Below are 25,339 nucleotides of genomic sequence, written 5' to 3' on the forward strand. Positions count from 1 at the left end.
GAGGTATGCCGTGCCGCCCCTCGCGTGGTCGCGCCCGGCTCAGGAGCCGAGCCGGGGGCGGTCGGCGATGAGGTAGGCGATCGCGCCCAGGCCGCCACCCGTGCCACCACCGACGAGGATGAAGATGAGGTATTCCTCCAGCCCGTTGACGTAGGGCACGTCCCGACCCAGCGCGGCGACCAGGATCGCCAGGACCGCGCCGAGGATCGCGCCGGTGGCGAGGAAGCGGACGAGGCTGGGGTGACGTCGCACGACAATCAGGCCCTCCCGGGGCTCAGGAGCGCTGGCTCCGGCGGTCGAGGATTAGGTAGAGGATCGCGGTGAGGAAGGCTCCCAGCAGGGCGCCGGTGGCACCGAGGAGGATGACCTCCTGACCCTGGGAGCTGTTGGGGGCGTCCGGTCCGAGCAGCCCCACGAGCCCGCCGACGACGAACCCGACGAGGCCACCGGCGATGAGGAACCTGCTGAGCTGCGGCCGCCGCCGCACAGGCAGCGTGCGCGGTGAGCCGGAGGGCGACGGGTCGGCGGAGGTCACCCCACCAGTATCACCCGAGGATGGCCATGACTTGTGCCGCCTTCCTTGTCTCGTGGTCGGCTGCGTCGCGCCACGAGAGCAGGAGGGCGCCACGAGTCAGGCGGCCGACGACGCCGACGACGGCGAGGGCGACGACGTGTGAGCGGCGTCACCGCAGCGGCAGGTATGCCGTGAGGTCGGCCCGCTGCCCCGAGGCCCGCACCGCGCCGCTCGCCACCGCCTCGGCCCACGTGGTTCTGCCGGTCACCAGTGCCAGCCAGGTCTGCGGGTCCGTCTCGATGACGTTGGTCGGGGTCCCCCGCGTGTGGCGCGGACCTTCGATGACCTGCGCTGCGGCATACGGAGGGATCCGCACCTCGACCGACCGACCGGGCGCGGCCGCAGCGAGCTCCTCGACGGTGTAGCGGACCGCGGTGGCCAGCGCGCCGCGCGGCAGCGCCTCGCCCTGCTGCGCGGCCTCCCACGCGGCGAGCGCCTGCTCCCCCGCCGCCGGATCGACCCGTCGACGGGCCGGCATCAGAGCGGGTCGCGCTCGATCGGGCAGGACATGCAGCGCGGGCCGCCGCGCCCCCGCCCGAGCTCGGAGCCGTCGATCTCCAGCACCTCGACGCCCTGCTCGCGCAGGTAGGTGTTGGTGACGGTGTTGCGCTTGTAGCCCACGACGACGCCGGGCTCGAGCGCGAGCACGTTGCAGCCGTCGTCCCACTGCTCGCGGGCGGCGGCACGCGGGTCCTGCTCGGCGGCGAGCACGCGGAGCATCTCCAGGCCCAGCCCCCGGGCGATGACCTGCTCCATCTCCTCCGGCTCGTGCCGCTCGATGGATAGCTGCAGCTCGCCGTCCACCTCCTCGCCGGCCGTGATCGTCCACGACGTGAGGTCGGGGAGCCCGAGATAACGGGTGAACGTCTCCGGGTCGACCATCGTCATCACCGTGTCGAGGTGCATGACGGCCCGGGCCTTGGGCATGTCGAGCGCGATGACCTGCTGCGCCTCGCCCGAGGCGAGTAGTCCGCGCGCCATCCGCTCGACGCCCATCGCGGTCGTGCGCTCCGAGAGCCCGACGAGGACCATGCCGTTGCCCGGCACGAGGATGTCGCCGCCCTCGGCCGTCGCGGGTCCGTCGTCGACGCCGTGACTCCACCACTGCATACCCGCCTCGGCGAACATCGGGTGATAGCGGTAGATCGCGTCGTAGTGGACCGTCTCGCGCCGACGGGCCTTCTTGTGCATGGAGTTGACCGCGACGCCCGAGTAGGCCCAGGCGGAGGTGTCGCGGGTGAAGAGGTGGTTGGGCAGCGGCGCCAGCACAGAGTCGTGCAGCCCGAGCTGGCCCAGGACGACCGAGTTGGGGCTCCCGATCCGCTCGAGCACCTCGGCCTTGGTGATGCCGCCGATGAGGTGGGTGCTCAGCTCGGTGTCGTCCATGCCGTCGAACATCGCCCGGAGCTCCTCGGCCGCCTGCGGCCCGACGTGCCGCTCGTCGAGGCTGTGGTCGAGGACGTGCGCGCGGGCCTCCGGGACCGCGAGCGACTCGCGCAGCAGGGTGTCGAAGTGGTGCACCGTCACGCCGCGCTCCCGCATGACCTGCACGAAGTAGTCGTGCTCCTCCTGCGCCTTCTCGAGCCAGAGGATCTCGTCGAAGAGGTAGCGGTCCTTGTTGTCCGGCGTGAGCCGGCTCATCTCGAGCCCGGGACGGTGCACGACAACCTGGCGCAGGCGGCCGACCTCGGAGCCGACGTGGAACGGCATAGCGCGGTCCTTTCGCTGGTGGTGTCGGCCATCCTGCCACGCGCGCGGCCTCCCCCGCTGACGGTATGAAGAACCCCTCGCGCACCTGGAAGAGCCCGGTTGCCCTTGCTGCATTCCTGCCCTGGGGGAGTTCACCGAGGTACCACCGCACGAGGGGTCCGCCGCCAGTCTAGGCGTTCGGCGCAGGCGCTCCAAGCCGTGCCCCCAGCCCGTTCCCCCACGCGCGACCGGCAGCGTCGTCTGCTCACTCCGGCAGCGTCGTCTGCTCACTCCGGCAGCCTCGCCTGCTCACTCCGGCAGCCTCCCCGGGGACAGGAGAAGGCCCCGGCTGCTGTCGCGAACGACGAGCGCCGGGGCCTCTGGCGGAGGATGGGGGATTTGAACCCCCGAGGGTTTTATCCCAACACGATTTCCAATCGTGCGCACTAGGCCGCTATGCGAATCCTCCGCCGACGAGGATAACCGAGAGCGCAGGGCCAGCCCAAACCCGCACTCGCAAGCCGGAAGGTGCTCGGGTATGCCGTCAGCGCCGGCGGGTGCCGAAGATCGAGCGGGTGATCTCGCGGCCGATGACGGTGCCGGCCGAGCGCAGCATCGACGTGAAGGCGCTCGAGCCCACCACCTGCTCGACGACGCTCTTCTCCTCCTTCGCCCGGCGCGAGCGGGATCCGCTGCTCCCCTTCCGCGCCGCCGCGGCCTCCTTCTCCGCAGCCTCCTCCGCCTCCTCGCGTGCTGCCTGCTCCTGCGCCGCCTTCGTCGCCGCCTCCATCCGGGCGTTCAGCACCTCGTGCGCCGACTCGCGGTCGAGCGGGTCGCCATACTTCCCCGCGAGCGTGGACCCGGCGGTCAACGTCTGGATCACCGAGTCCTCGCTCGGCCCGATCTGCCCCTGCGGCGCCCGCAGCATCGTCCGCGCGACGGGGGTCGGCGCGCCCTCCTCGGAGAGCACGGTGACGATCGCCTCGCCGGTGCGCAGCGTGGTGAGCACCTCGGCCAGGTCGTAGTCGCTGGTCGGGAAGGTCGAGACCGCCGCCTTCAGCGCCTTGGCGTCGTTCGGCGTGTGCGCCCGCAGCGCGTGCTGCACCCGGTTGCCCAGCTGCGCCAGGATCGAATCGGGCACGTCCTTGGGCGTCTGCGTCACGAAGAAGACGCCGACCCCCTTGGACCGGATGAGCCGCACCGCCTGCTCGACGGCATCGAGGAAGGCGTCGGAGGCGTCGTCGAAGAGCAGGTGCGCCTCGTCGAAGAAGAAGACGAGCTTGGGCTTCTCCGGGTTGCCCACCTCGGGCAGGTCCTGGAAGAGCTCGGCGAGCAGCCACATGAGGAAGGTCGAGAAGAGCACCGGCTTGTCCTGCACGCCCGGCAGCTCCAGCAGCGAGATGACGCCTTCGCCGTCGGCGGTGCTCCGCAGCAGGTCGGCGGTCTCGAACTCCGGCTCCCCGAAGAAGACGTCGCCACCGGCCGCCGACAGCGCCACCAGCTCGCGCAGGATGACGCCCGCGGTCGACTTCGCGAGGCCGCCCAGGGACTTCAGGTCCTCCTTGCCTTCGTCGGAGATGAGGTGCTGGATGACCGCGGTGAGGTCCTTGAGGTCCAGCAGCGCCAGCCCCTGCTGGTCGGCCCAGTAGAAGACGAGCCCCAGGCTCGACTCCTGGGTCTTGTTGAGCTGCAGCACCTTGGCCAGGAGGGTGGGGCCGAAGGCGGTGATCGTGGCGCGGATCGGCGCCCCCGCGCCGTGCCCGCCGAGGTTGAACAGCTCGACCGGGTATGCCGCGCCGCCCCACTCCTGCGCGAGGTCACCCATGCGCTCCTCGATCTTGCCGCCGCCTTCCGCCGCGGTCGCGAGCCCGGTGAGGTCGCCCTTGACGTCGGCGAGGAAGACGGGCACGCCGGCGTCGGACAGCTGCTCCGCGAGCACCTGCAGGGTGACCGTCTTGCCCGTGCCGGTGGCCCCGGCCACCAGACCGTGCCGGTTCATCGACCCCAACGGCAGCCGCACCACGGCGTCACCGACGACCGCGTCGCCGTCGACCCCCACACCACCTCCCAGGACGATGCTCGGCGCGGTGAAGGCATACCCGTCGCGGATCCGGTCGATCTGGCTGCTCTGCTCGCTCACGGTCAAGACTTTAGACTGCGGTCATGATCTTCAAGGGCGTGGGCGACGAGCAACCCTATCCCTCCCACGACCTGGACTCGCCGGCGGACTGGGCCCACCTCCCGCCCCGGATGCTGCGCCTCGACGAGCTCATGACGACTCGCTCTCAGCTGGACCTGCGGGCCCTGTTGTCGTCGGACTCGACGTTCTACGGCGACATCTTCTGCCACGTCGTGAAGTGGCGCGAGGAGCTCTACCTGGAGGACGGCCTGCACCGGGCGCTCCGGGCCGCGCTGCAGGGGCGGCCGGTGGTCCACGGGCGTGTCCTCGACCTGGACGCGCCGCAGAGTCGCTAGCCTGCTGCGTCGGAGAGGAGTCCACCCGTGGGATACGTGCGCACGGCCGGTATGTCGACGGCCGCCCGCCGAGCACGCCGTCGCGCCGCGCTGGTGATCACCGGGCTGCTGGGCGCGCTGGCGCTGGTGCTCGTGCTATCGATGGCCTACGTCCAGGGGTGGTTCGGCGGCGACGCCGACGAGGACCAGGCGAGTGCCACCACCGCAGCACCCGTCCCCAGCCTGGCGGCCGAGGACGTCGTGGTCAACGTCTTCAACACGACGAGCCGCGCCGGCCTCGCCGGTCGCGCGGCCGACGGCCTCGGCGACCGCGGCTTCACCGTCGACGGCGTCGGCAACTCCGACCTGGCCCTAGAGGGCGCAGGACAGATCGTCCACGGCCCGGCCGGGGCGGAGGCGGCGGCCCTGCTGGCCGAGGCCCTGCCGCAGGAGGTCGAGCTGGTGGCGGACGAGCGGGAGGACGAGTCGGTCGACCTCGTGCTCGGGGACGCCTGGGAAGACCTGCCCTCCCCCGACAGCACGCCCGAGGGCGAGGGCGACGGATGACTCTGGACCACGAGGTCCGCGTCGAGCGGCGCGTCCAGGCGCCACCGAGCGCGGTGTGGGAGGTCGTCACCGACCTCGAGCACGCCCAGGAGCGGCTCTCTCAGGTGACCGACCTGCACGTCATCACGCCGGGTCCCTACGCCGTGGGCACGGGCTGGCGGGAGACGCGGCGGATGATGGGCGCCTCCGACACGCAGGAGATCTGGGTCGTCGACAACGACCCGGAGCGCGAGACGGTGATGGAGGCGCGGTCGGGCAACACGACATACCGGACCGTCATCACGCTCGAACCCCTCGACGGCGGTGCGGCGACCCGCCTGGCCGTGCGCTTCGGAGCGACCACGCCGGACCCCAACGCGCTGCAGCGGATGGCGCTGCGGGTCGTGGGGCCGCTCGGGCTCAAGCTGACGGAGAAGGCGCTGCGCACCGAGTTGGACGACATCGCCACGGCGGCCGAGCAGGTCGCCCGCGGCTGACCCCTCGCCGAGCCCTCCGGAGACGGAGCACCGCCGCGCGGAGCCCCTGTGGACAGCGGAGGGGAGACCTCGCGTCCCCGGCCTATCCTGGGTGACATGTACCGCTTCGAGCCGCCGCAGACCCCGGGCGCACCCCAGGACGGGTCCGAGACGACGAACCCCTACGCGACGGCGTCGCCCCAGACGGGGTCCGAACCCGGTAACCCCTACGCCGTGTCACCCCAGGACACGTCGACACCCCACGGCCACGGCTCGGCGGGCCCGCCGAGCGGCCTGCCCTGGAGCCAGGCGACTTACCCGCAGCACCCGCGCGGCACGCTCGCCCTGGTGCTGGGCATCCTCGGTGTCGCGGGTTTCACCCTCGCGGCACCCTTCGCCTGGGCCATCTCGACCCAGGCCCTGCGCGAGGTGGACCGCTCACCCACCCCGGTGAGCAACCGTGGTCACCTCGTGGCCGGTCAGGTCCTCGGCATCATCGGCACCGCCTTACTGGCGCTGGGCCTGCTCGCCTCGGTCATCTGGGTGATCGCGGTCGTCGGCATGGTCTCCGCCGGCTGACCGGCAGCCTCGCCTGCTCACTCCGGCAGCCTCGCCAGCTCGATCTGCAGGCCGGGAGCCGGGCTCGGTGGGTTATCCCCCCCGGTGACTCGTGGGGCAGCAGCGCTGTCGAGGAGCGCCTGCGTCTCTAGCGTCGTGGGCATGAACCTTTCCCTCGCCGCCCGCAGCCTGGGCCTCACCGTCCTGCCGCTGCTCATCCTGCTGGGCTGGACCAGCATGGCCGGCGCCACCACCCCGGTGACCCGCACCGACACCCTCCTCGACGGGTATGCCGACCGCTTCCCCTCCCACGGCCTGGCCGCCGCGGTCCTCGAGGACGGTGAGGTCACCTACCTGTCCACCGGGGCCGACGTCGACGGCGAGCCGGTGACCGAGCAGACGCCGTTCCGCATCGCGTCGATGTCGAAGGCGTTCACGGCCGCCACCGTCATGGTCCTGGCCGAGCGCGGCGAGCTCGACCTCGACGCCCCGCTGACCGACGCCCTGCCCTCCTTCGCCATGGCCGACGAGCGCGCCGACGCGATCACCCTCCGCATGCTGCTCGCGCACACGAGCGGACTCGGCGGTGGCTCGACCCACGACCTGGGGCGGGCCGGCGAGGACGGCGGCGACCTGCTCGCCGACCTGCGCGACGAGATGCTCGGCACGGATCCGGGCAGCGAGCACCACTACGTCAACACCAACTACGCGCTCGCCGCGCTCGCGGTCGAGCAGGTCAGCGGCCAGCCTTTCGATCAGGTGCAGCAGCGCGAGCTGCTCAACCCGCTCGGCATGAGCGACACCACGGCGACCATCGACTGCGCCGCCTCGGTCCCCGGGCTGGGCAGCGGGCATACCTCCGTCTTCGGCCTGGTCGTGCCCTTCCCCGAGCCCTCAGACCTGTGCCTCGGCTCGGGCGGCGTCGTGACGACCGCCTCCGACCTCGCGACCTGGGTCGACTTCCAGGCCGGCGACGGCACCGCGGAGGACGGCACCCGCGTGCTCTCCGCGGAGGCGCTGCGCGAGATGCACACCGCGCAGCCGGGGACGGGCAGCGGGGCCGGCGGCTACGGGCTCGGCTGGTCCTTGTCGGAGCAGGACGGCGGGAGCCTCCTCGAGCACGGCGGGGCGCTCGCGACCTGGACCTCGCACCTGTCGCTCGTGCTCGACGACGCGGGGCGCCCGACGGGCGAGGCCGCGCTGGTCCTCTCCGACACGATCGGTGCCCCGTCGATGCTGGCGCGCGGGCTGGCGCAGGAGGCAGCCGGGGTGGAGGCCTCGATCCCCACCGCTACCGCGGTCACCGCGGACCGGGTGGCGCTGGCGCTCATCGCCCTCGTCGCGGTGCCGGGCGTCGTGGGCCTGGCTCGGGCGGGCAGCTGGCCGGCCCGCCGCACGAGCACCCGCGGTCGGATGCTGGGTCTGGGCTGGCCGCTCGGTCTCACCGGGCTCGGCCTGGCGCTGCCGCAGCTGCTGGCCTCCCTCGCGTTCGGCCAGAGGATGAGCTTCGGCGCCGCCTGGCACCAGGGCGCGGCGATGCTGCCGTCGGTGATGCTGGTGGCGGTCACGATGATCGGCGTCGGCACTACGCTCTGCGCCGCCCGCATCATGGCGCTGCTGCGGGGTGGCTACGGCACCCGCCCGGTCGCGCCGCCCGCTCCGGTCGCCGAGGTGCGCCACCCGGCCGGCGTCTGACCCTGGTCCGTCCCGGCGACAGGCCGCTATGCAGCGGCCCCAGCGTTCACGTGAACGCTGGGGCCGCTTCTGGTCGGGTGTGTCGCCGGCACGCACGATGCCCCCGGATCGGAAGGATCCGGGGGCATCGTCGTCCGGTGAGGACTCAGGGCGGTGGCGGTGGGATTTGAACCCACGGTGGACTTGCGCCCACACACGCTTTCGAGGCGTGCTCTTTAGGCCGCTCGGACACGCCACCGCCGCAGAGGATACCTGACGAGGCGGTGCCGGCCCAAAACCCTTTCCCCAGGCGGACGGTCAACGGCGTGTCTCGAAGAAGTCGCTCAGCAACGCAGCGCACTCCTCCTCGCGCACGGCCCCGACGACCTCGGCCCGATGGAGCGCGCGCCGGTCCCGGGGCAGGTCCCACACCGAGCCGCACGCGCCGGCCTTGTCGTCCCAGGCCCCGAAGACGATCCGGTCCACCCGCGCCAGCATCGCCGCGCCGGCGCACATCGCGCAGGGCTCCAGGGTGACGACGAGCGTGCACCCCTCCAGCCGCCACCCGCCCCCGGCCCGGCCAGCCTCCCGCAGTGCCACGACCTCGGCGTGACCGGTGGGGTCCTGCTCCAGCTCGCGCACGTTGCGCCCACGGCCGACGACCTCGCCCGCCCCGTCGACCACGAGCGCACCGATCGGCACGTCGCCGGACGCGCCCACCGCGCGCGCCTCCTCGATCGCCTCGCCCAGCCAGGCGTCATACCGCGCCAGGCCCCACGCCGCTCCCGCACCTCCAACGGCAGCGGCGGGCGAGGTGTCGGGACGAGGGCTCACGTCCTAGAGTCTGGCCTATGCGCGTCCTTCTCGCCGACCACCCGCTCATCGCCCACAAGCTGACCTACCTGCGGGACAGGCGGACCGACACCCCCACGTTTCGTCGCCTCGCCGACGAGCTGGTCACGCTGCTGGCCTACGAGGCCACCCGGGACGTGCGCGTCTCCCCCTTCGACATCGAGACGCCGGTGGCCCCGACGACGGGAATCCATCTGGCGTCCCCCAAGCCACTCGTCGTGCCGATCCTGCGCGCCGGGCTCGGCATGCTGGACGGGATGATGCGGATGCTCCCGACGGCCGAGGTGGGCTTCCTCGGCATGGTGCGCAACGAGGAGACGCTCGAGGCGCACACCTACGCCAACCGGCTGCCCGACGACCTCGACAAGCGGCAGTGCTACGTGCTCGACCCCATGCTCGCCACCGGCGGCACCCTCATCGCCGCGATCCGCTACCTCGTCGAGCGCGGCGCCGACGACATCACCGCGATTACGCTGCTCTCGGCACCCGAGGGCATCGAGAAGGTCCAGGCCGGCCTCGCCGACGTCGAGCCCCCGATCACCCTGGTCACCGGCGCGGTCGACGAGCGCCTCAACGACCAGGGCTACATCGTGCCGGGGCTCGGCGACGCTGGTGACCGGCTCTACGGCGTGGTCTGAGCCTGGGTATGCCGTCGTTCGCCCACGGTGCCGCCGCGCGGGTCTCCGCGCGGTCGGCGGTCGAGCCGTTCCACGTCATGGAGGTGCTCAAGGCTGCGGCGGCCCGGCAGCGCAGCCACGGCGACGTCCTCATGCTCTGCGCCGGGCAGCCCTCGACGCCGGCTCCCGCGGTGGCGCGGACCGCCGCGATCGAGGCACTGGACACCGACGTGCTCGGCTACACCGAGTCCACCGGGATCCTGCCGCTGCGCCGGGCGATCGCCGCCTACCACCACGAGCTTTCCGGGATCGAGGTCTCGCCGGAGGACGTCGTGGTCTTCCCGGGCAGCTCCGGGGCGTTCACCACGCTCTTCCTCGCCGCCTTCGACCCCGGCGACCAGGTGGCGATGACGCGGCCCGGCTACCCGGCATACCGCAACAGCCTGGCTGCTCTGGGGTGCCGCGTGCTGGAGCTCGACTGCGGGCCTGAGACGCGTTTCCAGCCGACGGTGGAGATGCTGGAGGCACTGCCCGAGCCGCCCGCGGGGCTCATCGTGGCCTCCCCCGCCAATCCCACGGGCACGGTGATCGACCCCGACGTGCTGGCTGAGGTGGCGCACTGGTGCCAGGAGCACGGGACACTGCTGGTGAGCGACGAGATCTACCACGGCCTCAGTTACGGCCGCCCGACCGCCAGCGCCTGGTCGACGTCACGGGAGAGCGTGGTCGTGGGGTCGGTGAGCAAGTACTTCTCGATGACCGGCTGGCGGGTCGGCTGGGTGCTGGCGCCGGCCGCGCTGCGCCGCCCGCTCGAGGTGCTCACCGGCAACCTCAACATCTGCCCTCCCGCCGTGAGTCAGCACGCGGCGATCGCGGCGCTCGGGCCCGAGGCGCAGGCCGAGCTCGCCTCGCACCGGGAGCGGTATGCCGCGACCCGCGAGCTGCTGCTGCGGCGCCTACCTGAGATCGGGCTGCGCGACTACGCCCCGCCGGACGGCGCCTTCTATGCCTGGTGCGACATCGGGCACCTCACCGATGACTCGGTCGCCTGGTGCCGAGCGCTGCTGGACGACTGCGGCGTGGCGCTGACTCCCGGGGTGGACTTCGACACGGCCGAGGGGCACCGCAAGGTGCGGCTGAGCTTCGCGGGGTCGACCGCCGAGGTGGACGGGGCGCTGGACCGGATGGCGGGCTCGCCCCTGCTGGCGCCACCCCCCTGAAGCACCGAGCGCCGCGAATGGTTGCTCCTACGCCGGAGAGGTATGCCGCCGCGCCAGCTCCCGCTCCCCCGCTGACGGTGCCTGGTCGGCGAGGTCGGCGAGCGCGCGGCGGAGCATCCTGCTGACCACCACGGGATGGATCCGCCGGACCACCTCGAGATAAAGCCGGCCGGCGGCGTTGTGGGGGCGCGCCAGCGTGCTCAGCGTGACCGAGCGCTCCTCCACCAGGATCGAGGCGTGGAAGTCGAGGTGCCGCTCCGGGGTGCTCACCAGCACCTCGCGCTCGTCGGCGGCAGCGATGTCGAAGGAGGACGCGTCTCCTTGCTCGATCCCCAGGACGGGAACCAGAGCGTTCCGCAGCACCAGCGCCACCCCGACCCACGCAGGCACGGTGCGAAAGATCGCGTGGTGCCAGGCGCGCGGGTTGTCGGTCACGTGCTCGGGCAGGGGGGCCTGCCAGGCATCGGCCAACGGCCACTCCCGTCCGGCCCCACCCCCAGCGAGCAGCGCGGCACCGGCGGGCACCGGCACCTCGCGCACCGAGCGCTCGAAGGCCCTCCGCAGCAGGCGCACGTGGGGCGCCCACCGGGCCCGACGGCATACCTCACCGGTGCCGATCAGCTCGGCGTTGTCGAGCAGGTCCTCCACGACCGCGCCGTGCATCCAGCGGACCGCCACCGGCCAGAGCAGCCGCATGACCCCGCGCGGCCGAGCCTGGATCTCGTGGGTCACGACACACCCGCTGGCTCCGGCAGGCTCGATCCGCAGCTCGTGCCAGCCGTCGAGTCCGACCTCGGGCTCGAACCGGAACCGGACCCGCTCACCCGGCTCGTGCTCCACCACGTGGTAGCGCACCTCGCCGTGCCGCCCTGCGATCCCACCGCGAGCGGGCGTTCCAGCCGCATCGGAACCAGGCGGGTGCGGGCCAGAGCGGGTCGTCGGGCGCGCCGAGCCGGTCGAGGAGCGGGCCGATTCGAGACGCTGGCGAGGCGATCCGCCGTTGGTGCACGTTGTGCATGAGGACCTCTCCGTACGGCACCGTATGGCGCGCTCCATACGCTAGCGTATGGAGCGTGTCGCCGACCACCTCCACCTCACCCCGCCTCGACCAGGACGCCTGGGCGCGCGCCGCGCTCGTGGCGCTCGGTCGCGGAGGCACTGCGGCGGTAGCGGTCGAGACCCTGGCGCGCGAGCTGGGCGTGACCAAGGGCAGCTTCTACTGGCACTTCGGCAGTCGTGACGAGCTCATCAACGCCGCCCTCGGGGTGTGGGAGCGGGAGCACACGGTCGATGTCATCGCCGAGGTCGACGCCGGCTCCGGCGAACGCGACCCGGCGGCGCGGCTGCGCCGGCTCTTCGCAGCGATCGTCGGGCACGCCGCCGTCGACCAGGTGGAGCTGCCGCTGCTCGCGCTGTCCGACGACGAGCGCGTGGCACCGGCCCTGCGGCGGGTCACCGAGCGCCGTATCGACTACGTCGCGGGCGTCTACAGCGAGCTCGGCTTCGACGCGGAGGCGGCGCGAGACCGTGCGGTCCTCGCCTATGCCGCCTACCTGGGTCACCTGCAGCTCATCCGGACCGGCCTGCTGCCGGCCCACGACGAGCAGCGGCTGAAGCGGCACCTCGACGCCGTGCTGGACACCCTGCTGGCACCCGCCGAGTAGACCCCGGCAACCATGCGCGACGCCCGGTGGGGAGAGAGCAACCATGCGCGACGCCCGGTGGGATGAGGGCAACCATGCGCGACGCTCGGTGGAAATGAAGGCAGCCATTCGCGACGCTCGGTGGGGATGAGGGCAACCCTTCGCGACGCCCGGTGGGGGCTGGGAGTGGCGACACGCTCGCGAGCGGGGCTGGATCGGCATACCCCGTCACATCTGCCACACTGTCACCAGACCTGCGCCCACCGTCCAGCGAGAGGCACCTGACATGCCGTCCACGGTCAAGAAGGTCCTGCACTGGCTCGTGTGGGGCTTCCTCATCTACGCCGTCATCACCAACCCCGATCGCGCCGCCGACATCGTGCGCGCGGTGTGGGACATCATCAGCCAGGGCTTCCTCAACATCGGCCGGTTCTTCAACCAGCTGATGGGGACCTGACGCGGCGACCGGTCAGGGCAGCAGTGCCGGGCCATTCTCAGAGCCCTGAGCCGCAGGTCAGCCGCCGGGTGGCCAAGCGCTACCTGCTGCGCGACGAGCGCATCGTCGTCTCCACACGGTGGCACTGGGCCAAGCTCATGGGCCCCGCGGCCGCCGTCCTCGTCGCGCTCTTCCTGACCCTCTGGATCGCCGCCTCCACGACGGATATGGCGGCGACCGGCCTGGCGTTGTGCGTCTTTGGGGTGGTCTGCGCGTGGGCGGCGTGGAAGGTGTTGGAGTGGCGGTGCGAGTGGTTCATCGCGACCGACCGCCGCCTGCTCAAGACCTACGGCCTCATCACCCAGAGGGTCGCGATGATGCCGCTGGTCAAGGTCACCGACATGAGCTACGACCGCACGATCATGGGTCGCATCCTCGGCTACGGCCAGTTCGTCATGGAGTCTGCGGGTCAGGACCAGGCGCTCAGCCACATCGACTACATCCCGGAGCCCGACGACAAGTATCAAGCCATGTGCGAGACGATCTTCGGCCGCGACCTGCGGGACCCTGGCGAGGACGAGGATCTCTGGGAGGACGACGAGAGCGACCGCGACGGCCACGACGGCCGGCATGACGCGCACCGGGGCGGGCGCGGTCGTGACAGCCGGCGTGAGCGTGGGCGCGAGAGCCAGCGTCGCTCCCAGGACAACGACTGGTCGGACGACTGGCGGGACGACGAGCAGCGCCGCTCCGGCCACCCCGGACACGCGCGCTACGTAGAGGTCGACCCGCACGAGCTGCCCGCCGACTGGGACTGGGTCGACGAGGACGACCCCCGGGGCAGGCGCACCGCCACGCGGCGCAAGGTGGCGGTCGACCCGGACCCGACTCCGCTGCGCTGACGCGACTCGGCTCCCCTCGCGCGACCCACGGTTGGACCGGCTCTGTCCGCTCGCTCGATCGTGACCCGGACGCGCGCAACCCCCGACGACGCGGCCAGGTCCCGAGCCTCGGGCGCCGGCTACCTGTCGGCCGCCGCTGCGGCCTCCCCCTGCTCGCCCGAGACGTCGAGCACCCACCGGTCACCCTCGGGACGGAAGCCGATCCGCTCGTAGTAGGGGTGCCGCATACCCTCCGGCGACAGGACACGGTCGAAACCGCGGCTCGAGAACAACCCCGACCGACCGAAGACGAACTCCCCCGGCGAGAAGTCGCGGTGGCTCGGCGTCACCCAGTCGAGCACGACCTCAGCCGTCCCTCCACCGGCGTCCCGCGCCAGCACCACGCCGACCGTCTCGTCGCCCTGGAGCACGAGGAAGGCCGAGTCGTCCGGGTCTTGCGCGAAGCCCGGGTTGTGCTCCGCGATGTCCTGCCCGTGCACCCCGAGCACGTGCTCCAGGTAGGTGTCGTCCGGCTCGACCTCGAGCACGGTGTAGGCCGCGGCGTCGTGCCGGGTGCGCAGCATCCGCCAGAGATAAACCACGTTGATGAGGGCGAGCACGACGTTGAGGCCCACCATCGGCCAGACACCGACCACGGCGTTGTAGCCGATGAGCACCAGGCAGCCCACCAGGTTGATCCAGCGCAGCCGCAGAACGCGCGTCTGCAGCAGCGACACGACCAGGATGGCCGAGCCCACCCACCCGAGCACCTCGATCCAGTTCATGCCCTCAGGGTAGAGGCGCGCGACGACATACCTAGAATCGGCTCCCATGGCAGTCCGACCCATCACCGTCATCGGCCACAAGGCCCTGCACGCCAAGACCAAGCGGGTGCGCGAGGTCACCGACGAGATCCGCACGTTGGTCGCTGACATGTTCGACACCATGGAGGCCGCCGAGGGCGTGGGACTCGCGGCCAACCAGGTCGGGTCGCGGCTGCGGATCTTCGTGTATGACTGTCCGGTCCCGGGCGCCGACAACGCCCGGGGAGTCGTCGTCAACCCGGTGCTGGAGCGGCTCGGATCGCCCGCACCGCTGGACGAGGAGGAGGACGGCGAGGGCTGCCTGTCCGTCCCGGGGGAGTGGTTCCCGCTGGCGCGGCACCCGCAGGCCCGGGTGACCGGCACCGACCTGGACGGGCAGGAGGTCGTCGTCGAGGGCGAGGGGCTGCTGGCCCGCTGCCTGCAGCACGAGACCGATCACCTCGACGGCTACCTCTACGTCGACAAGCTGACCGGACCGGTCAAGGCCCAGGCCCGCGAAGCGGTCAAGGATCGCGGCTGGGCCCTCGACGGGGTGCTCAAGTGGGACCCGGCGAGCACGAAGGCCGACGACGTCTGAGCCGCAGACTCGTGGCGCCTTGCTGTTCTTGTGGCCGGGTGCAACCGGGCACGAGAACACGATCGCGCGACGAGTCGGGGACGGACGTCCGCCGAGTCAGGGCGTCGCCCCGCCGACACGATGCAGCACCGGACCGTCCCAGGTGGCGCCGGTCCGTTTGATGTGGGCTCGCAGCCCCTCGGCGACGACCCCGTCAGCCACCTGGGCTGCGCGCGCCGCCTGCTCCACGACCCGCGCGATGCGCTCTGGGTGGCCCAGATCCGCCTAGACGAGGCGAGCGACGCCATACCCCAGTCGGCGGATGCGGTCCTCGCGTCCCTTCTCCCGGACGAGGGCAGCTCGACCCTCGACGCCGTCGTACTTAACCGCCCCGTCGACCTCCACGACCACACCGAGATCGGGGAGGAGGAAGTCGATGCGGGCCACGAAGCTGCCGTCGCTCTCCACGATCGTGAACTGCGGAACGACCCGGTGGCCGAGCGCGACGAGCTCCGGCCTGGCCCGCGACTCGGCCGCGGACTCTGCGGAGGCGCTGGCGTGCGACACGACGAATCTGGCCGCTGCGAGCCCGGGGGTATGCCGCATCCGCCCCACCCATTCCTGCATCGCTGACGTGGTGGCGAGCTCACGTCTGAGGGCGGCGTCCGCCACCGCGATCCCCGATCGGATCCCGGCGTTCACGGCGGTGCCGACCACCGCCAGCGCCGGTTCGGCCACGGGCACCTCCCGCACCCTGCCGAAGGCATCCGCAGCGGCGCTCACGGGTCGAGCGGTCCGGGTCGTCGTCGGCACGGGCATAGACGCCACGCACCACCGGGCGGAGGACGTCGCGACGGACGAGAGACCGCAGGTGGCCCGGCCCCAGGCCGAGTCCGGCGGCCTCGTGGGCCGTGACCACGCCGTGGTGCACCTCGAGAGACCCGTGCCGGGGCCCGGGCGGGACCAGGACCAGACCGCGTCAGACTTCTGTGGACAGGCACGGCATACCGCAACGGGGTGTGGACAGCGCCCTCACGGGTGGAACGGCGACCACAACGGCGACGAGGCAGACGACCCGAAGACGTCGGAGCCGACCCAGCGCGGCGCCAGCCCGCTGCGGGGCTTACGTCATGTCCTCCAGCTCGCGCCCGTTGGTCTCGGGGACGAACTTCAGCACGAAGAAGAAGCTCAGCAGCGCGAAGAGGGTGTAGAAGCCGTAGGCGAAGCCCAGGCCTAGCTCGGCCATGCGCGGGAAGCTCGTGGAGATGGCGAAGTTGGCCAGCCACTGGGCAGCCGCCGCGACACCCAGCGCCGTGGCCCGGATCCTGTTGTTGAACATCTCGCCCAGCAGCACCCAGACGCCCGGGCCCCACGACATGCCGAAGAAGACCACGAAGCCGTTGGCCGCGATGAGCGCCACCAGGCCGGTGCTGTCCCCGAGCTGCGGGGACCCGTTCACGATCGGCGCGTTGGCGAAGATCCAGGCCATCGTGCCGAGCGTGAGGAACATCCCGGCCGAGCCGATCATGAGCAGCACCCGCCGCCCGATCTTGTCGATGAGCGCGATCGCGACGATGGTCACGACGATGTTGGTCACCGAGGTGATGACGGTCTGGGTGAGCGCGTCTTCCTCGGTGAAGCCGACCGCCTGCCACAGCGTGGAGGAGTAGTAGAAGATGACGTTGATCCCGACGAACTGCTGGAACACCGACAGCCCGATGCCGATCCAGACGATCGGCAGCAGCCCGCCACCGGACTTCACCAGGTCGGACAGCGAGGCCTTGGCGTCGCGGCGCACGGTGCGCTGGATCTCCTTGATCCGCTCCGGTACGCCCCGCAGCATCACGCGCCCCAGCACCTCGCGGGCCTCGTCCAGCTTGCCGAGGGTCACCAGGTAGCGCGGCGACTCGGGGATGGTCGTGGCGAGGACGCCGTAGGCCAGGGCCGGGATGATCTCGGCCCAGAACATCCAGCGCCACGCGGTGCTGCCCCAGAGCGCCTCGGCAGACCCGCCGGCGACCCCCGCGAGGAAGTAGTCGGAGAGCAGCGCGATGAAGATGCCGACGACGATGGCGAGCTGCTGCAGCGAGCCGAGCCGACCACGGATCGAGGCCGGCGCGATCTCGGCGATGTAGGCCGGCGCGATGACCGAGGCCATCCCCACGCCGATGCCGCCGATCACGCGCCACAGGATCATGTCCACCGGCCCGAAGGCGAAGCCGGAGCCGATCGCCGAGAGGGTGAACAGCGCCGAGGCGAGCATCATCACGCGGATGCGCCCCATCCGCTCCGCCAGGCGACCGGCAACGTAGGCGCCGACCATGCAGCCGAGCAGTGCCGAGCTGACGACGAAACCGGTCAGCCCGGCCCCCATCCCGAAGTCGTTGCGCATCGCGTTGACCGCGCCGTTGATGACTGCGGTGTCGAAGCCGAAGAGGAAGCCGCCCAGCGCCGCGACCGACGCCAGCAGGATCGCCTTCCCGAGGTAGTAGTCCCGGTCCCCGACCTGGACCTGAGTCTGCTCTGACATATTCTCCACCTTTCCTCCCCGTCCGCGTTGACGCGGGGTCAGCACAGTGTGCCTCTCCGGGGTGCCTCCGGCCAAGAGGCGCGCGCTACCGTGTGCTCAGCGACTCGACCACCACGACACAAGGACGTGACGTATGCGGCTGGCCAGCAGACTCGACGACCTCGGCACCGAGACGGCCTTCGCGGTCGCCGCGGCGGCCGCCGACTGGAAGGCGCAGGGTCACGAGGTCTTCCCCTTCCACCTCGGCGACCTCGACTTCCCCCTCGCGGACCACATCGTGGAGGCGATGAACGCGGCGATCGCGGACGGTAAGACCGGCTACTGCCCAGGTCCCGGCATACCTGAGCTGCGCGCAGCGCTCGCCGACGACATCGGCTCCCGACGAGGTATGACGTTCGCTCCCGAGGACGTCACCGTCATGACCGGCGGGAAACCGGTCATCACGAAGTTCCTCCAGGCGGTGATGAACCCCGGCGACGAGGTGCTCTACCCCAACCCTGGCTTCCCCATCTACGAAAGCCAGATCGAGTATCTCGGCGGCACGGCGCGGCCCTACCGCTACCTGCCGACCGACGACGGCTTCCGCATCGACCTCGACCAGGTCCGCGATCTCATCACCGACCGCACGGTCGCGATCATCTACAACGACCTGCAGAACCCGATCTCGGCCGAGTCGACCGACGCCGAGCGGGAGGCGGTCGCCCAGCTCGCCCAGGAGCACGACCTGTGGGTGCTCTCGGACGAGGCCTACTTCGAGATGCGCTACGAGGGCGAGTCGACGTCGATCGCGGCGCTGCCGGGCATGGCGGAGCGGACGGTCATCCTCTACACCTTCTCCAAGAAGTTCGCGATGACCGGCTCCCGCCTGGGCTGCGCGGTGGCGCCGCCCGAGCTCGGCAGGGTCTTCTCGACCATGAACACCAACGACGAGTCGTGCACCACCCACTACGTTCAATGGGCGGGCATCGCCGCGCTCCAGGGCACCCAGCAGCCGGTGGCCGACATGCTCGACACCCTCCGCGGACGCCGCGACGCGGCCTGCGAGATCGTCGCGGCGACGCCGGGGATGTCGGTCGAGACACCGCGCTCGACGTTCTACCTCTTCCCCGACGTCACCGAGGCGATCGACATCGTCGGCGCGCGCGACCTCGCCGACTTCGCCCAGCAGGCACTGCACGCCACCGGAGTCAGCTTCTGCACGCGCAACCACTTCGGCCGGCCGCAGCCGGGCGAGGACCGCCGCTACATCCGCTTCGCCTACTCCGGGCTGTCGGAGGAGAAGATCCGCCGCGGCCTCGGTGGCCTGCGCGACTGGGTGGGGAGCCACGCATGAGCCGCGTCGTCGTGACCGGGAAGATCCCCAAGCCAGGGCTCGACATCCTGCGGCGCGCGGGCCACGAGGTCGACGCGTGGGAGGTCGAGGACACGCAGCCGCGGGAGTCGCTGCTGGCGCAGGTGCAGGGGGCGGACGGGTTGGTGACACTGCTCACCGAGAAGGTCGACGCCGAGCTGCTGGACGCGGCAGGAGACCAGCTCCGGGTCGTCGCCAACGTCGCCGTCGGCTACAACAACGTCGATGTCGAGGTATGCCGTGAGCGCGGCGTCGTGGCGACGAACACCCCGGGGGTGCTCACCGAGGCGACCGCCGACATCGCGATGGGGCTCATCCTCATGGCCACGCGGCGGCTGGGCGAGGGCGAGCGGATCATCCGGTCGGGGACCCCGTGGCAGTGGGGGATGTTCTATCTGCTCGGGTCGGGGCTGCAGCGCAAGACCCTCGGCGTGGTGGGTCTCGGCGGCATCGGTGCGGCGACGGCCCGGCGGGCGCGAGCCTTCGGGATGAATGTCCTCTACTCCAGCCGGTCGGCGGCGCCGCGCGAGCTGGAGCTCGAGCTGGGCGCGCACCGGGTGGACCTCGACACGCTGCTGGCCGAGAGCGACGTGCTCTCGCTGCACTGCCCCTACTCCCCCGCGACGCACCACCTCCTCGGCGCCGAGGAGTTCGCCGCGATGAAGCCCACGGCGTATGTCATCAACACCGCCCGAGGGCCGGTCATCGACGAGGCGGCGCTCGCCGACGCGCTGCGTTCCGGCGAGATCGCCGGAGCGGGTCTGGACGTCTTCGAGGACGAGCCGACGGTGCACCCGGGCCTGCTGGAGTGCGAGAACGCCGTGCTGGTGCCGCACCTCGGCTCGGCGACGATCGAGACCCGCACCGCGATGGCGACCTTGGCCGCGGACAACGCCGTCGCCGTCCTGGCCGGCGAGGAGCCTCCGACGCCGATCCGGTGAGGGATGGCATACCGGAGGAGGTGTGCGAGGCGAAGGTGACATAACCCAGACCCCGCCCGCCTGAACCTGAGCAAAGTTGTCGGCCAGAGACAACGTCATAGCCGGCGCCCAGGGCTCACTTCTTTGCTCGGGTTGCCCCGGAAGGCGGGCCCACGGCGGGGGCGAGGGCGGCGACCCGAGCGGCGAGGTCGTCGTGGGCCTCGTCGAAGGCGCGGGCGGTGCCCACCTGGACCGGGTCCGGCACGGACCAGTGGACGGCGTCCGCGCCGCCGAACTCCTCGTGCGCCCGGTCGCAGACGGTGACCACGAGATCGCCAGGCGCGAGCAGGCCCTCGACCTGCCGAGGCGCGATCTCCGGCAGCTCCAGCCCGTGCCGGCGTGCCGCAGCGACGGCGCCCGGCGCGATGTGCTCCCCCGGATGCGTGCCCGCAGACACCGTCTCGACCGTGCTGGCCGAGCGCCACAACGCGGCGGCGAGGTGCGAGCGCGCGGTGTTGGCCGTGCACACGAAGACCACCCGGGAGGAGCCGGACCTGATCTCGTCCTCCAGGGGAGTGGGGATCGCGCTCAGGGAGGTCGCGTCCGGGTCGACCAGAGAGACGTAGGTCCGCCGACCGTCGCCCTCCGAGCGGCGGCGGCGCACCAGACCAGCCTCCTCGAGCACCTTGAGGTGGTGGGCCAGCAGGTTGGAGGGCAGCGCGAGCACCGTGCCCAGCGCGGAGGCCGAGCGGTCGGAGACGGCGAGGGCGTCGACGATCCGCAGCCGGGTCGCGTCCGCCAGCGCCGCGTGCCGCCGCACCCGACGCTCCAGCTCGGCAGTTTGCTCAGCGTTCATTGCCTCAATCTTGACTGAGCAATCATCGCCCGTCAAGATGCAGACGTGACCACACCTCCTCTTCCCCGACGCCTTCTCGCCGAGGGCATCGGAACAGCCCTGCTCGTCACCACCGTCGTCGGCTCCGGGATCATGGCCCAGCAGCTCTCCCCCGACGACGTCGGCCTCCAGCTGCTGCAGAACTCCACCGCGACCGTCCTGGGGCTCTCGGTCCTCATCCTCGTCCTGGGCCCCGTCTCCGGGGCCCACTTCAACCCCGTGGTGACGCTCGCCGCGTGGTTCCTGGGGCGCCGGGACGGATCCGGTCCGACCGCGACCGAGCATATGGCGTACGCGCTCACTCAGGTCGTCGGCGGCATCGCGGGCTGCGTGCTCGCCAACCTGATGTTCGCCGTCCCGACGGCGCTGTCGAGCACCGAGCGGGCGACCGGTCCGCACCTGCTCGCCGAGGTCGTCGCAACCGCCGGGCTGGTGGGCCTCATCTTCGCGCTGCTCCGGGCGGGCCAGGAGGCCGTCGTCGCCCCCGCGGTCGGCGCCTACATCGGCGCTGCCTACTGGTTCACCAGCTCCACCTCCTTCGCGAATCCGGCGGTCACCATCGGCCGCATCTTCTCCGACACCTTCGCCGGGATCGCTCCGGGCTCCGCGCCTGGCTTCGTCCTGGCCCAGGTCATCGGCGCCGCGGTCGGCGTGGCGGCCGTCCTCGCCCTCTTCCCCGTGCCGCGAGAGTCCACGCCCATCGCCGTTCCCGACGAGCCCACATCCACCACGGAGGCAGCATCATGACCCCGACCCGCCTGACCGACGCCGACCCCTACGTCGGCATCGTCGACGACCTCGCCTCCAGCTACGACGGCATCTTCTCGCGCGAGAGCATCGGGGCGGCCGTCCAGGAGGCCCGCGACCTGCTCGAGCCTCGCTCCACCATGCACACCTTCCTCCCCGTGCTGGTCGCCCGGCAGGCACGCGAGCAGCTCATGGCGGCCGCGCAGTCCGAGGGCAAGGTCGCCAAGAAGGTGCCCGAGATTCTCTTCGTGTGCGTCCACAACGCCGGCCGGTCCCAGATGGCCGCCGCCCTGGCCGAGCACCTGTCGGCCCGGCGCGTGCATGTGCGGTCCGCCGGCTCGGCACCGAACGGCGAGATCAACCCCCTCGTCGTCGACGTCCTCGCCGAGCGTGGGATCAGCCTGGGCACGGCATACCCCAAACCCCTCACCACCTCGGTCATGCACGCCGCCGACGTCATCATCACCATGGGGTGCGGCGACGCGTGCCCGGTCTTCCCGGGCAAGCGCTACGAGGACTGGTCGGTCGCCGATCCCGCAGGTCAGTCGCTCGAGGTCGTCCGTGAGATCCGCGACGACATCCAGGGGCGGGTCACGACCCTGCTGCGCCAGATCGTGGACTGAGCGCCACGCAGGGCCTGACTCCCGTCGTCCGACCACCTGTCCCACCCCTTCCCACCCGATCTGCACCCCGAGGAGATCAGCATGACCGAGACCACCGACAGTCGTCCCTCCGTCCTCTACGTCTGCGTCCACAACGCCGGTCGCTCTCAGATGGCCGCGGCCTACACGCGCCACCTGTCCGGCGGGGTGGTCGAGGTGCGCTCGGCGGGCTCGGCCCCGGCCGACGAGGTCAACCCGGCGGTGAGGGAAGCCCTGCTCGAGGAAGGGATCGACATCTCCGCCGAGACCCCCAAGGTGCTCACCGACGACGCCGTCCAGGCCTCCGACGTCGTGGTCACCATGGGATGCGGCGACGCCTGCCCGATCTTCCCGCGCAAGCGCTATGAGGACTGGGCCCTCGCCGACCCGGCGGGCCAGGGCGTGGCGGCTGTCCGCCCGATCCGCGACGAGATCAAGGGCCGGGTCACCACGATGCTGCGTGAGCTCGGCGTGGAGCCGGTGCCCGCCTCCTGAGCCGCATCCCGCGCGGCCAGTCCAGGCATATCGCGCGGCCAGTCCAGGCATATCGCGCGGCCAGTCCAGGCATATCGCGCGGGCAGTCACGGCATATCGCGCGGCCAGTCACGACATACCGCGCGGCCGGTCAGGAGCCCGGTGCATGTCGAAGGCCCCCACCGCATCCGGTGGGGGCCTTCGTCCAGCTGTCTCAACGCGGGAGCGCGCCCGAAGGGATTCGAACCCCTAACCTTCTGATCCGTAGTCAGATGCTCTATCCGTTGAGCTACGGGCGCTGGCGAGGTTCAACTCTAACGGATGCTCCAGACGCCACGAAATCCATTGTGGTTGCCGCAGCGTCACTGTGATCAACGACGCAGCGGGACGACCGTTTTCCGCCGTTAGGGTGGCTCCCAGCCGGGCAACGGGGTCCGGCGACCGACCACTGGCAACGGCGCCAGGAAGGATTTTCGATGGCCGACGTCACGACCGCCACTACCACGCGTGGGACCACCCACGCCGAGCTCGACTCCTGGGTCCGGGGGGTGGCGGCGCACACCCGGCCGGACGACGTGGTCTGGGTCGACGGCTCGGAGGAGGAGCGCGCCCGCCTCGAGCAGATCCTCCTGGAGGCGGGCACGATCAGCCCGCTCGCGCAGGAGCAGTACCCCCACTCCTACCTCGCCCTCTCCGACCCCGACGACGTGGCGCGGGTCGAGGACCGCACCTTCATCTGCTCCGAGCGCGAGGAGGACGCCGGGCACACCAACCACTGGATGGCTCCGGAGCAGATGAAGGCCGAGCTGTGGCCGAAGTTCGAGGGAGCCATGGCCGGCCGCACGATGTATGTCATCCCCTTCGTCATGGGGCACCTGGACGCCCCCGACCCCAAGTACGGCGTCGAGATCACGGACAGCCCCTACGTCGTGGCCTCGATGCGCATCATGGCGCGGGTGGGCGCCGCGGTGCTGAAGCAGATGGAGGCGACGGACGCGGCATACGTGCACGGGCTGCACTCCCTCGGCGCCCCGCTCGGCGACGGGGAGGAAGACGTGCCGTGGCCGTGCAACGTGGAGAAGTACATCGTGCACTTCCCCGAGGAGCGGGCGATCTGGTCCTTCGGCTCGGGCTACGGCGGCAACGCGCTGCTGGGCAAGAAGTGCTACGCGCTGCGCATCGCCTCGGCCATCGCCCGGGACGAGGGGTGGATGGCCGAGCACATGCTCATCATCAAGCTCACCAGCCCCGAGGGGCGCGTCCACTACATCGCCGGCGCCTTCCCCTCCGCGTGCGGCAAGACCAACCTCGCCATGCTCACACCCACCCTGGAGGGGTGGACCGCCGAGATCATCGGCGACGACATCGCCTGGATGCACGTCGGTGATGACGGACGGTTGTATGCCGTGAATCCCGAGTTCGGCCTGTTCGGGGTCGCGCCCGGCACCAACGCCCGGACCAACCCCATCGCCATGGAGACCATCGAGCGCGGACACTGGGTCTTCACGAACGTCGCGCGGACGGCGCAGGGCGGTGTCTGGTGGGAGGACATGACCGAGGAGCCGCCCGCCGGGCTGACCGACTGGCACGGCGACCCGTGGACGCCCGGCGGCGCGCCGGCCGCGCACCCCAACAGCCGCTTCTGCACCCCGATCGAGCAGTGCCCGACCCTGGCGGAGGAGTATCACCGCCCCGAGGGCGTGCCGATCTCGGCGATCCTCTTCGGCGGGCGCCGCAAGACCACGGTCCCGCTGGTCACCGAGGCCCGCGACTGGCAGCACGGGACCTTCATGGGCGCGACCCTCTCCTCGGAGACCACTGCGGCCGCCAAGGGCGAGGTGGGTGTGGTGCGGCGTGACCCGATGGCCATGCTGCCCTTCATCGGCTACAATGCCGGTGACTACGTCGACCACTGGCTCGAGGTGGGCAAGGGCGCGGACGCGACCAAGCTGCCCAAGATCTTCCTGGTCAACTGGTTCCGTCGCGGCGAGGACGGCTCCTTCCTCTGGCCCGGCTTCGGCGAGAACTCCCGCGTGCTGAAGTGGATGATCGAGCGGATCGAGGGCGAGGCCGACGCCGTCGACTCCCCCATCGGCTACCAGCCCCGGCCCGAGGACATCGATCTCGACGGGCTCGACCTCACCGTCGACGACGTCGCCGCTGCGCTGGAGTTCGACGCCGACGAGTGGCAGGCTGAGGTGCCCCTGATCAAGGAGTGGTTCGCCGCCTTCACCCCCGGCTCGCTGCCGGCGGCCCTGGAGGACGAGCTGGCGATCCTGGAGCAGCGACTGGAGGAGGTTGCGCAGCGATGAGCATCACCCCCGGGCAGGAGCCCCGGCCCCGTGACGACGAGCCCATGCTGGCCGAGGAGCCGCTGCCGCCCGGCAACGGCGACATCGAGGCCAAGGTGGAGGAGCTGGACCAGAAGTTGCGGGCCGCCGGCACCGACGAGGCCGCCGAGGCGCAGGACAGCAAGGAGCAGCCGGACAGCCCCGGCGAGACCGGCGACGACGACCAGCCCGACGCCACCTGACCGGAGCCTTCGACGGACGCCGGCGCGACGGTGAGCGGGCGGCACACCGGATCAGACACGCGAAAGGCCCCCGAGCCGTGCGGCTCGGGGGCCATCGTCGTCCGGATCGGACGTGCGCGGAGGTGGAGGGATTTGAACCCTCGATCGAGCTATAAACCCGAAACCCGCTTAGCAGGCGGGCGCCATAGACCAGACTAGGCGACACCTCCCTGGGCGACGATCAGCGTACCTGCCACGCTGGCGCGCAC

The 25,339-nt window shown here is 71.3% G+C and carries 29 protein-coding genes, 4 tRNA genes, 1 other RNA gene and 1 pseudogene; 18 read left to right on the plus strand and 17 right to left on the minus strand.

Translation table 11 applies throughout. From position 1 onward, the window contains the following. Positions 1-39: 39 nt before the first annotated feature. The 7 genes from AC5PYY_RS01820 to AC5PYY_RS01850 all read right to left on the minus strand — a co-directional run bounded on the left by AC5PYY_RS01820 (position 40) and on the right by AC5PYY_RS01850 (position 4,403). A complete protein-coding gene (locus tag AC5PYY_RS01820; protein ID WP_493898120.1) occupies positions 40-252 on the minus strand; it encodes a hypothetical protein in 213 nt (70 codons plus the stop codon). A 22-nt stretch (positions 253-274) separates the two neighbouring features. After that, positions 275-535 (minus strand): hypothetical protein, encoded by a 261-nt coding sequence (locus tag AC5PYY_RS01825; protein WP_493898121.1) that lies wholly within the window; start codon positions 533-535, stop codon positions 275-277. 148 nt (positions 536-683) lie between these two features. Beyond that, a complete protein-coding gene (locus AC5PYY_RS01830; protein WP_493898122.1) occupies positions 684-1,052 on the minus strand; it encodes a sterol carrier family protein in 369 nt (122 codons plus the stop codon). Then, a complete protein-coding gene (locus tag AC5PYY_RS01835) occupies positions 1,052-2,284 on the minus strand; it encodes an arginine deiminase (RefSeq protein ID WP_493898123.1) in 1,233 nt (410 codons plus the stop codon). The genes AC5PYY_RS01830 and AC5PYY_RS01835 overlap by 1 nt, the downstream gene beginning before the upstream one ends. Before the next feature lie 64 nt (positions 2,285-2,348). Continuing rightward, positions 2,349-2,447, minus strand: an RNA gene (gene ffs, locus AC5PYY_RS01840) — signal recognition particle sRNA small type. Between the two features lie 197 nt (positions 2,448-2,644). Further along, positions 2,645-2,732 (minus strand) — tRNA-Ser (locus tag AC5PYY_RS01845). Between the two features lie 75 nt (positions 2,733-2,807). Continuing rightward, entirely contained in the window at positions 2,808-4,403 is a 1,596-nt protein-coding gene (locus AC5PYY_RS01850; protein ID WP_493898124.1) for a helicase HerA-like domain-containing protein, read from the minus strand. 23 nt (positions 4,404-4,426) lie between these two features. Between AC5PYY_RS01850 and AC5PYY_RS01855 the strand changes: the two genes are divergently transcribed. The 5 genes from AC5PYY_RS01855 to AC5PYY_RS01875 all read left to right on the plus strand — a co-directional run bounded on the left by AC5PYY_RS01855 (position 4,427) and on the right by AC5PYY_RS01875 (position 7,992). Beyond that, a complete protein-coding gene (locus AC5PYY_RS01855) occupies positions 4,427-4,738 on the plus strand; it encodes a type II toxin-antitoxin system VapB family antitoxin (protein WP_493898125.1) in 312 nt (103 codons plus the stop codon). 27 nt (positions 4,739-4,765) lie between these two features. Then, positions 4,766-5,284, plus strand: coding sequence for a LytR C-terminal domain-containing protein (locus AC5PYY_RS01860; protein WP_493898126.1), 519 nt, complete (start codon positions 4,766-4,768; stop codon positions 5,282-5,284). Continuing rightward, complete coding sequence (locus AC5PYY_RS01865) at positions 5,281-5,760, plus strand: SRPBCC family protein (protein WP_493898127.1); 480 nt, start codon at positions 5,281-5,283, stop codon at positions 5,758-5,760. Before AC5PYY_RS01860 ends, AC5PYY_RS01865 begins: the two co-directional genes overlap by 4 nt. 96 nt (positions 5,761-5,856) lie before the next feature. Beyond that, the gene (locus AC5PYY_RS01870) at positions 5,857-6,318 is read left to right on the plus strand and encodes a DUF4190 domain-containing protein (protein WP_493898128.1); all 462 of its coding nucleotides are present in this window, start codon (positions 5,857-5,859) and stop codon (positions 6,316-6,318) included. Positions 6,319-6,459: 141 nt separating this feature from the next. Continuing rightward, positions 6,460-7,992: a serine hydrolase domain-containing protein gene (locus tag AC5PYY_RS01875; RefSeq protein WP_493898129.1), complete on the plus strand. Its 1,533-nt coding sequence runs from the start codon at positions 6,460-6,462 to the stop codon at positions 7,990-7,992. Positions 7,993-8,143: 151 nt separating this feature from the next. Here AC5PYY_RS01875 and AC5PYY_RS01880 read toward each other — a convergent pair. Both AC5PYY_RS01880 and AC5PYY_RS01885 read right to left on the minus strand, forming a co-directional pair. Continuing rightward, positions 8,144-8,230, minus strand: a tRNA-Ser gene (locus AC5PYY_RS01880). Positions 8,231-8,289: 59 nt separating this feature from the next. After that, complete coding sequence (locus AC5PYY_RS01885) at positions 8,290-8,805, minus strand: nucleoside deaminase (protein ID WP_493898130.1); 516 nt, start codon at positions 8,803-8,805, stop codon at positions 8,290-8,292. A gap of 17 nt (positions 8,806-8,822) precedes the next feature. Here AC5PYY_RS01885 and upp point away from each other — a divergent pair, with 17 nt between their 5' ends. Together upp and AC5PYY_RS01895 are read left to right on the plus strand one after the other, a co-directional pair. Continuing rightward, positions 8,823-9,461, plus strand: a complete 639-nt coding sequence (gene upp, locus AC5PYY_RS01890) for a uracil phosphoribosyltransferase (protein ID WP_493898131.1) — start codon at positions 8,823-8,825, stop codon at positions 9,459-9,461. 8 nt (positions 9,462-9,469) lie between these two features. Beyond that, a complete protein-coding gene (locus tag AC5PYY_RS01895; RefSeq protein ID WP_493898132.1) occupies positions 9,470-10,660 on the plus strand; it encodes a pyridoxal phosphate-dependent aminotransferase in 1,191 nt (396 codons plus the stop codon). 27 nt (positions 10,661-10,687) lie between these two features. On the opposite strand, the gene AC5PYY_RS01900 is transcribed toward AC5PYY_RS01895, so the two are convergent. After that, positions 10,688-11,503, minus strand: coding sequence for a DUF2867 domain-containing protein (locus AC5PYY_RS01900; protein ID WP_493898133.1), 816 nt, complete (start codon positions 11,501-11,503; stop codon positions 10,688-10,690). Between the two features lie 230 nt (positions 11,504-11,733). On the opposite strand from AC5PYY_RS01900, the gene AC5PYY_RS01905 reads away from it, so the two are divergent. The 3 genes from AC5PYY_RS01905 to AC5PYY_RS01915 all read left to right on the plus strand — a co-directional run bounded on the left by AC5PYY_RS01905 (position 11,734) and on the right by AC5PYY_RS01915 (position 13,641). Then, on the plus strand, positions 11,734-12,324 hold the full coding sequence (locus AC5PYY_RS01905) for a TetR/AcrR family transcriptional regulator (RefSeq protein ID WP_493898134.1): 591 nt from the start codon (positions 11,734-11,736) through the stop codon (positions 12,322-12,324). 265 nt (positions 12,325-12,589) lie between these two features. Beyond that, the gene (locus tag AC5PYY_RS01910; RefSeq protein ID WP_022926000.1) at positions 12,590-12,760 is read left to right on the plus strand and encodes a hypothetical protein; all 171 of its coding nucleotides are present in this window, start codon (positions 12,590-12,592) and stop codon (positions 12,758-12,760) included. Positions 12,761-12,828: 68 nt separating this feature from the next. Beyond that, a complete protein-coding gene (locus tag AC5PYY_RS01915) occupies positions 12,829-13,641 on the plus strand; it encodes a PH domain-containing protein (protein ID WP_493898135.1) in 813 nt (270 codons plus the stop codon). Between the two features lie 119 nt (positions 13,642-13,760). Here AC5PYY_RS01915 and AC5PYY_RS01920 read toward each other — a convergent pair whose 3' ends face one another. Beyond that, on the minus strand, positions 13,761-14,405 hold the full coding sequence (locus AC5PYY_RS01920) for a hypothetical protein (RefSeq protein WP_493898136.1): 645 nt from the start codon (positions 14,403-14,405) through the stop codon (positions 13,761-13,763). Positions 14,406-14,451: 46 nt separating this feature from the next. Between AC5PYY_RS01920 and def the strand changes: the two genes are divergently transcribed. Next, positions 14,452-15,021 carry a peptide deformylase gene (gene def / locus AC5PYY_RS01925; protein ID WP_493898137.1) on the plus strand — a complete coding sequence of 190 codons (570 nt, stop codon included), beginning with the start codon at positions 14,452-14,454 and terminating at the stop codon, positions 15,019-15,021. 264 nt (positions 15,022-15,285) lie between these two features. Here def and AC5PYY_RS01930 read toward each other — a convergent pair whose 3' ends face one another. The 3 genes and pseudogenes from AC5PYY_RS01930 to AC5PYY_RS01940 all read right to left on the minus strand — a co-directional run bounded on the left by AC5PYY_RS01930 (position 15,286) and on the right by AC5PYY_RS01940 (position 17,530). Beyond that, positions 15,286-15,783: a putative endonuclease domain-containing protein gene (locus AC5PYY_RS01930; RefSeq protein WP_493899407.1), complete on the minus strand. Its 498-nt coding sequence runs from the start codon at positions 15,781-15,783 to the stop codon at positions 15,286-15,288. A 40-nt stretch (positions 15,784-15,823) separates the two neighbouring features. Continuing rightward, positions 15,824-15,931: pseudogene (locus tag AC5PYY_RS01935) on the minus strand (hypothetical protein); the annotation flags it as partial. 192 nt (positions 15,932-16,123) lie between these two features. Beyond that, positions 16,124-17,530, minus strand: a complete 1,407-nt coding sequence (locus tag AC5PYY_RS01940) for a sugar porter family MFS transporter (protein WP_493898138.1) — start codon at positions 17,528-17,530, stop codon at positions 16,124-16,126. Positions 17,531-17,663: 133 nt separating this feature from the next. On the opposite strand from AC5PYY_RS01940, the gene AC5PYY_RS01945 reads away from it, so the two are divergent. Both AC5PYY_RS01945 and AC5PYY_RS01950 read left to right on the plus strand, forming a co-directional pair. Further along, positions 17,664-18,863: a pyridoxal phosphate-dependent aminotransferase gene (locus tag AC5PYY_RS01945; RefSeq protein WP_493898139.1), complete on the plus strand. Its 1,200-nt coding sequence runs from the start codon at positions 17,664-17,666 to the stop codon at positions 18,861-18,863. Beyond that, entirely contained in the window at positions 18,860-19,822 is a 963-nt protein-coding gene (locus tag AC5PYY_RS01950; RefSeq protein ID WP_493898140.1) for a 2-hydroxyacid dehydrogenase, read from the plus strand. The genes AC5PYY_RS01945 and AC5PYY_RS01950 overlap by 4 nt, the downstream gene beginning before the upstream one ends. A 115-nt stretch (positions 19,823-19,937) precedes the next feature. Here AC5PYY_RS01950 and AC5PYY_RS01955 read toward each other — a convergent pair whose 3' ends face one another. Beyond that, on the minus strand, positions 19,938-20,657 hold the full coding sequence (locus tag AC5PYY_RS01955) for an arsenate reductase/protein-tyrosine-phosphatase family protein (RefSeq protein ID WP_493898141.1): 720 nt from the start codon (positions 20,655-20,657) through the stop codon (positions 19,938-19,940). A 45-nt stretch (positions 20,658-20,702) separates the two neighbouring features. Here AC5PYY_RS01955 and AC5PYY_RS01960 point away from each other — a divergent pair, with 45 nt between their 5' ends. From AC5PYY_RS01960 to AC5PYY_RS01970, 3 genes are all read left to right on the plus strand, one after another. Then, the gene (locus AC5PYY_RS01960; RefSeq protein ID WP_493898142.1) at positions 20,703-21,443 is read left to right on the plus strand and encodes an aquaporin; all 741 of its coding nucleotides are present in this window, start codon (positions 20,703-20,705) and stop codon (positions 21,441-21,443) included. After that, entirely contained in the window at positions 21,440-22,066 is a 627-nt protein-coding gene (locus AC5PYY_RS01965; protein WP_493898143.1) for an arsenate reductase ArsC, read from the plus strand. Before AC5PYY_RS01960 ends, AC5PYY_RS01965 begins: the two co-directional genes overlap by 4 nt. Positions 22,067-22,147: 81 nt before the next feature. Further along, a complete protein-coding gene (locus AC5PYY_RS01970) occupies positions 22,148-22,579 on the plus strand; it encodes an arsenate reductase ArsC (protein WP_493898144.1) in 432 nt (143 codons plus the stop codon). Between the two features lie 205 nt (positions 22,580-22,784). Here the strand turns inward: AC5PYY_RS01970 and AC5PYY_RS01975 are convergent. Beyond that, positions 22,785-22,857, minus strand: a tRNA-Arg gene (locus tag AC5PYY_RS01975). A gap of 177 nt (positions 22,858-23,034) precedes the next feature. On the opposite strand from AC5PYY_RS01975, the gene AC5PYY_RS01980 reads away from it, so the two are divergent. Together AC5PYY_RS01980 and AC5PYY_RS01985 are read left to right on the plus strand one after the other, a co-directional pair. Then, a complete protein-coding gene (locus AC5PYY_RS01980) occupies positions 23,035-24,870 on the plus strand; it encodes a phosphoenolpyruvate carboxykinase (GTP) (RefSeq protein ID WP_493898145.1) in 1,836 nt (611 codons plus the stop codon). Next, positions 24,867-25,091: a hypothetical protein gene (locus AC5PYY_RS01985; protein ID WP_493898146.1), complete on the plus strand. Its 225-nt coding sequence runs from the start codon at positions 24,867-24,869 to the stop codon at positions 25,089-25,091. The genes AC5PYY_RS01980 and AC5PYY_RS01985 overlap by 4 nt, the downstream gene beginning before the upstream one ends. A 117-nt stretch (positions 25,092-25,208) precedes the next feature. Here the strand turns inward: AC5PYY_RS01985 and AC5PYY_RS01990 are convergent. Beyond that, positions 25,209-25,300: transfer RNA gene (locus AC5PYY_RS01990), tRNA-Ser, on the minus strand. Positions 25,301-25,339 lie beyond the last annotated feature (39 nt).

Source organism: Serinicoccus sp. JS2-9 (genome assembly GCF_059025165.1).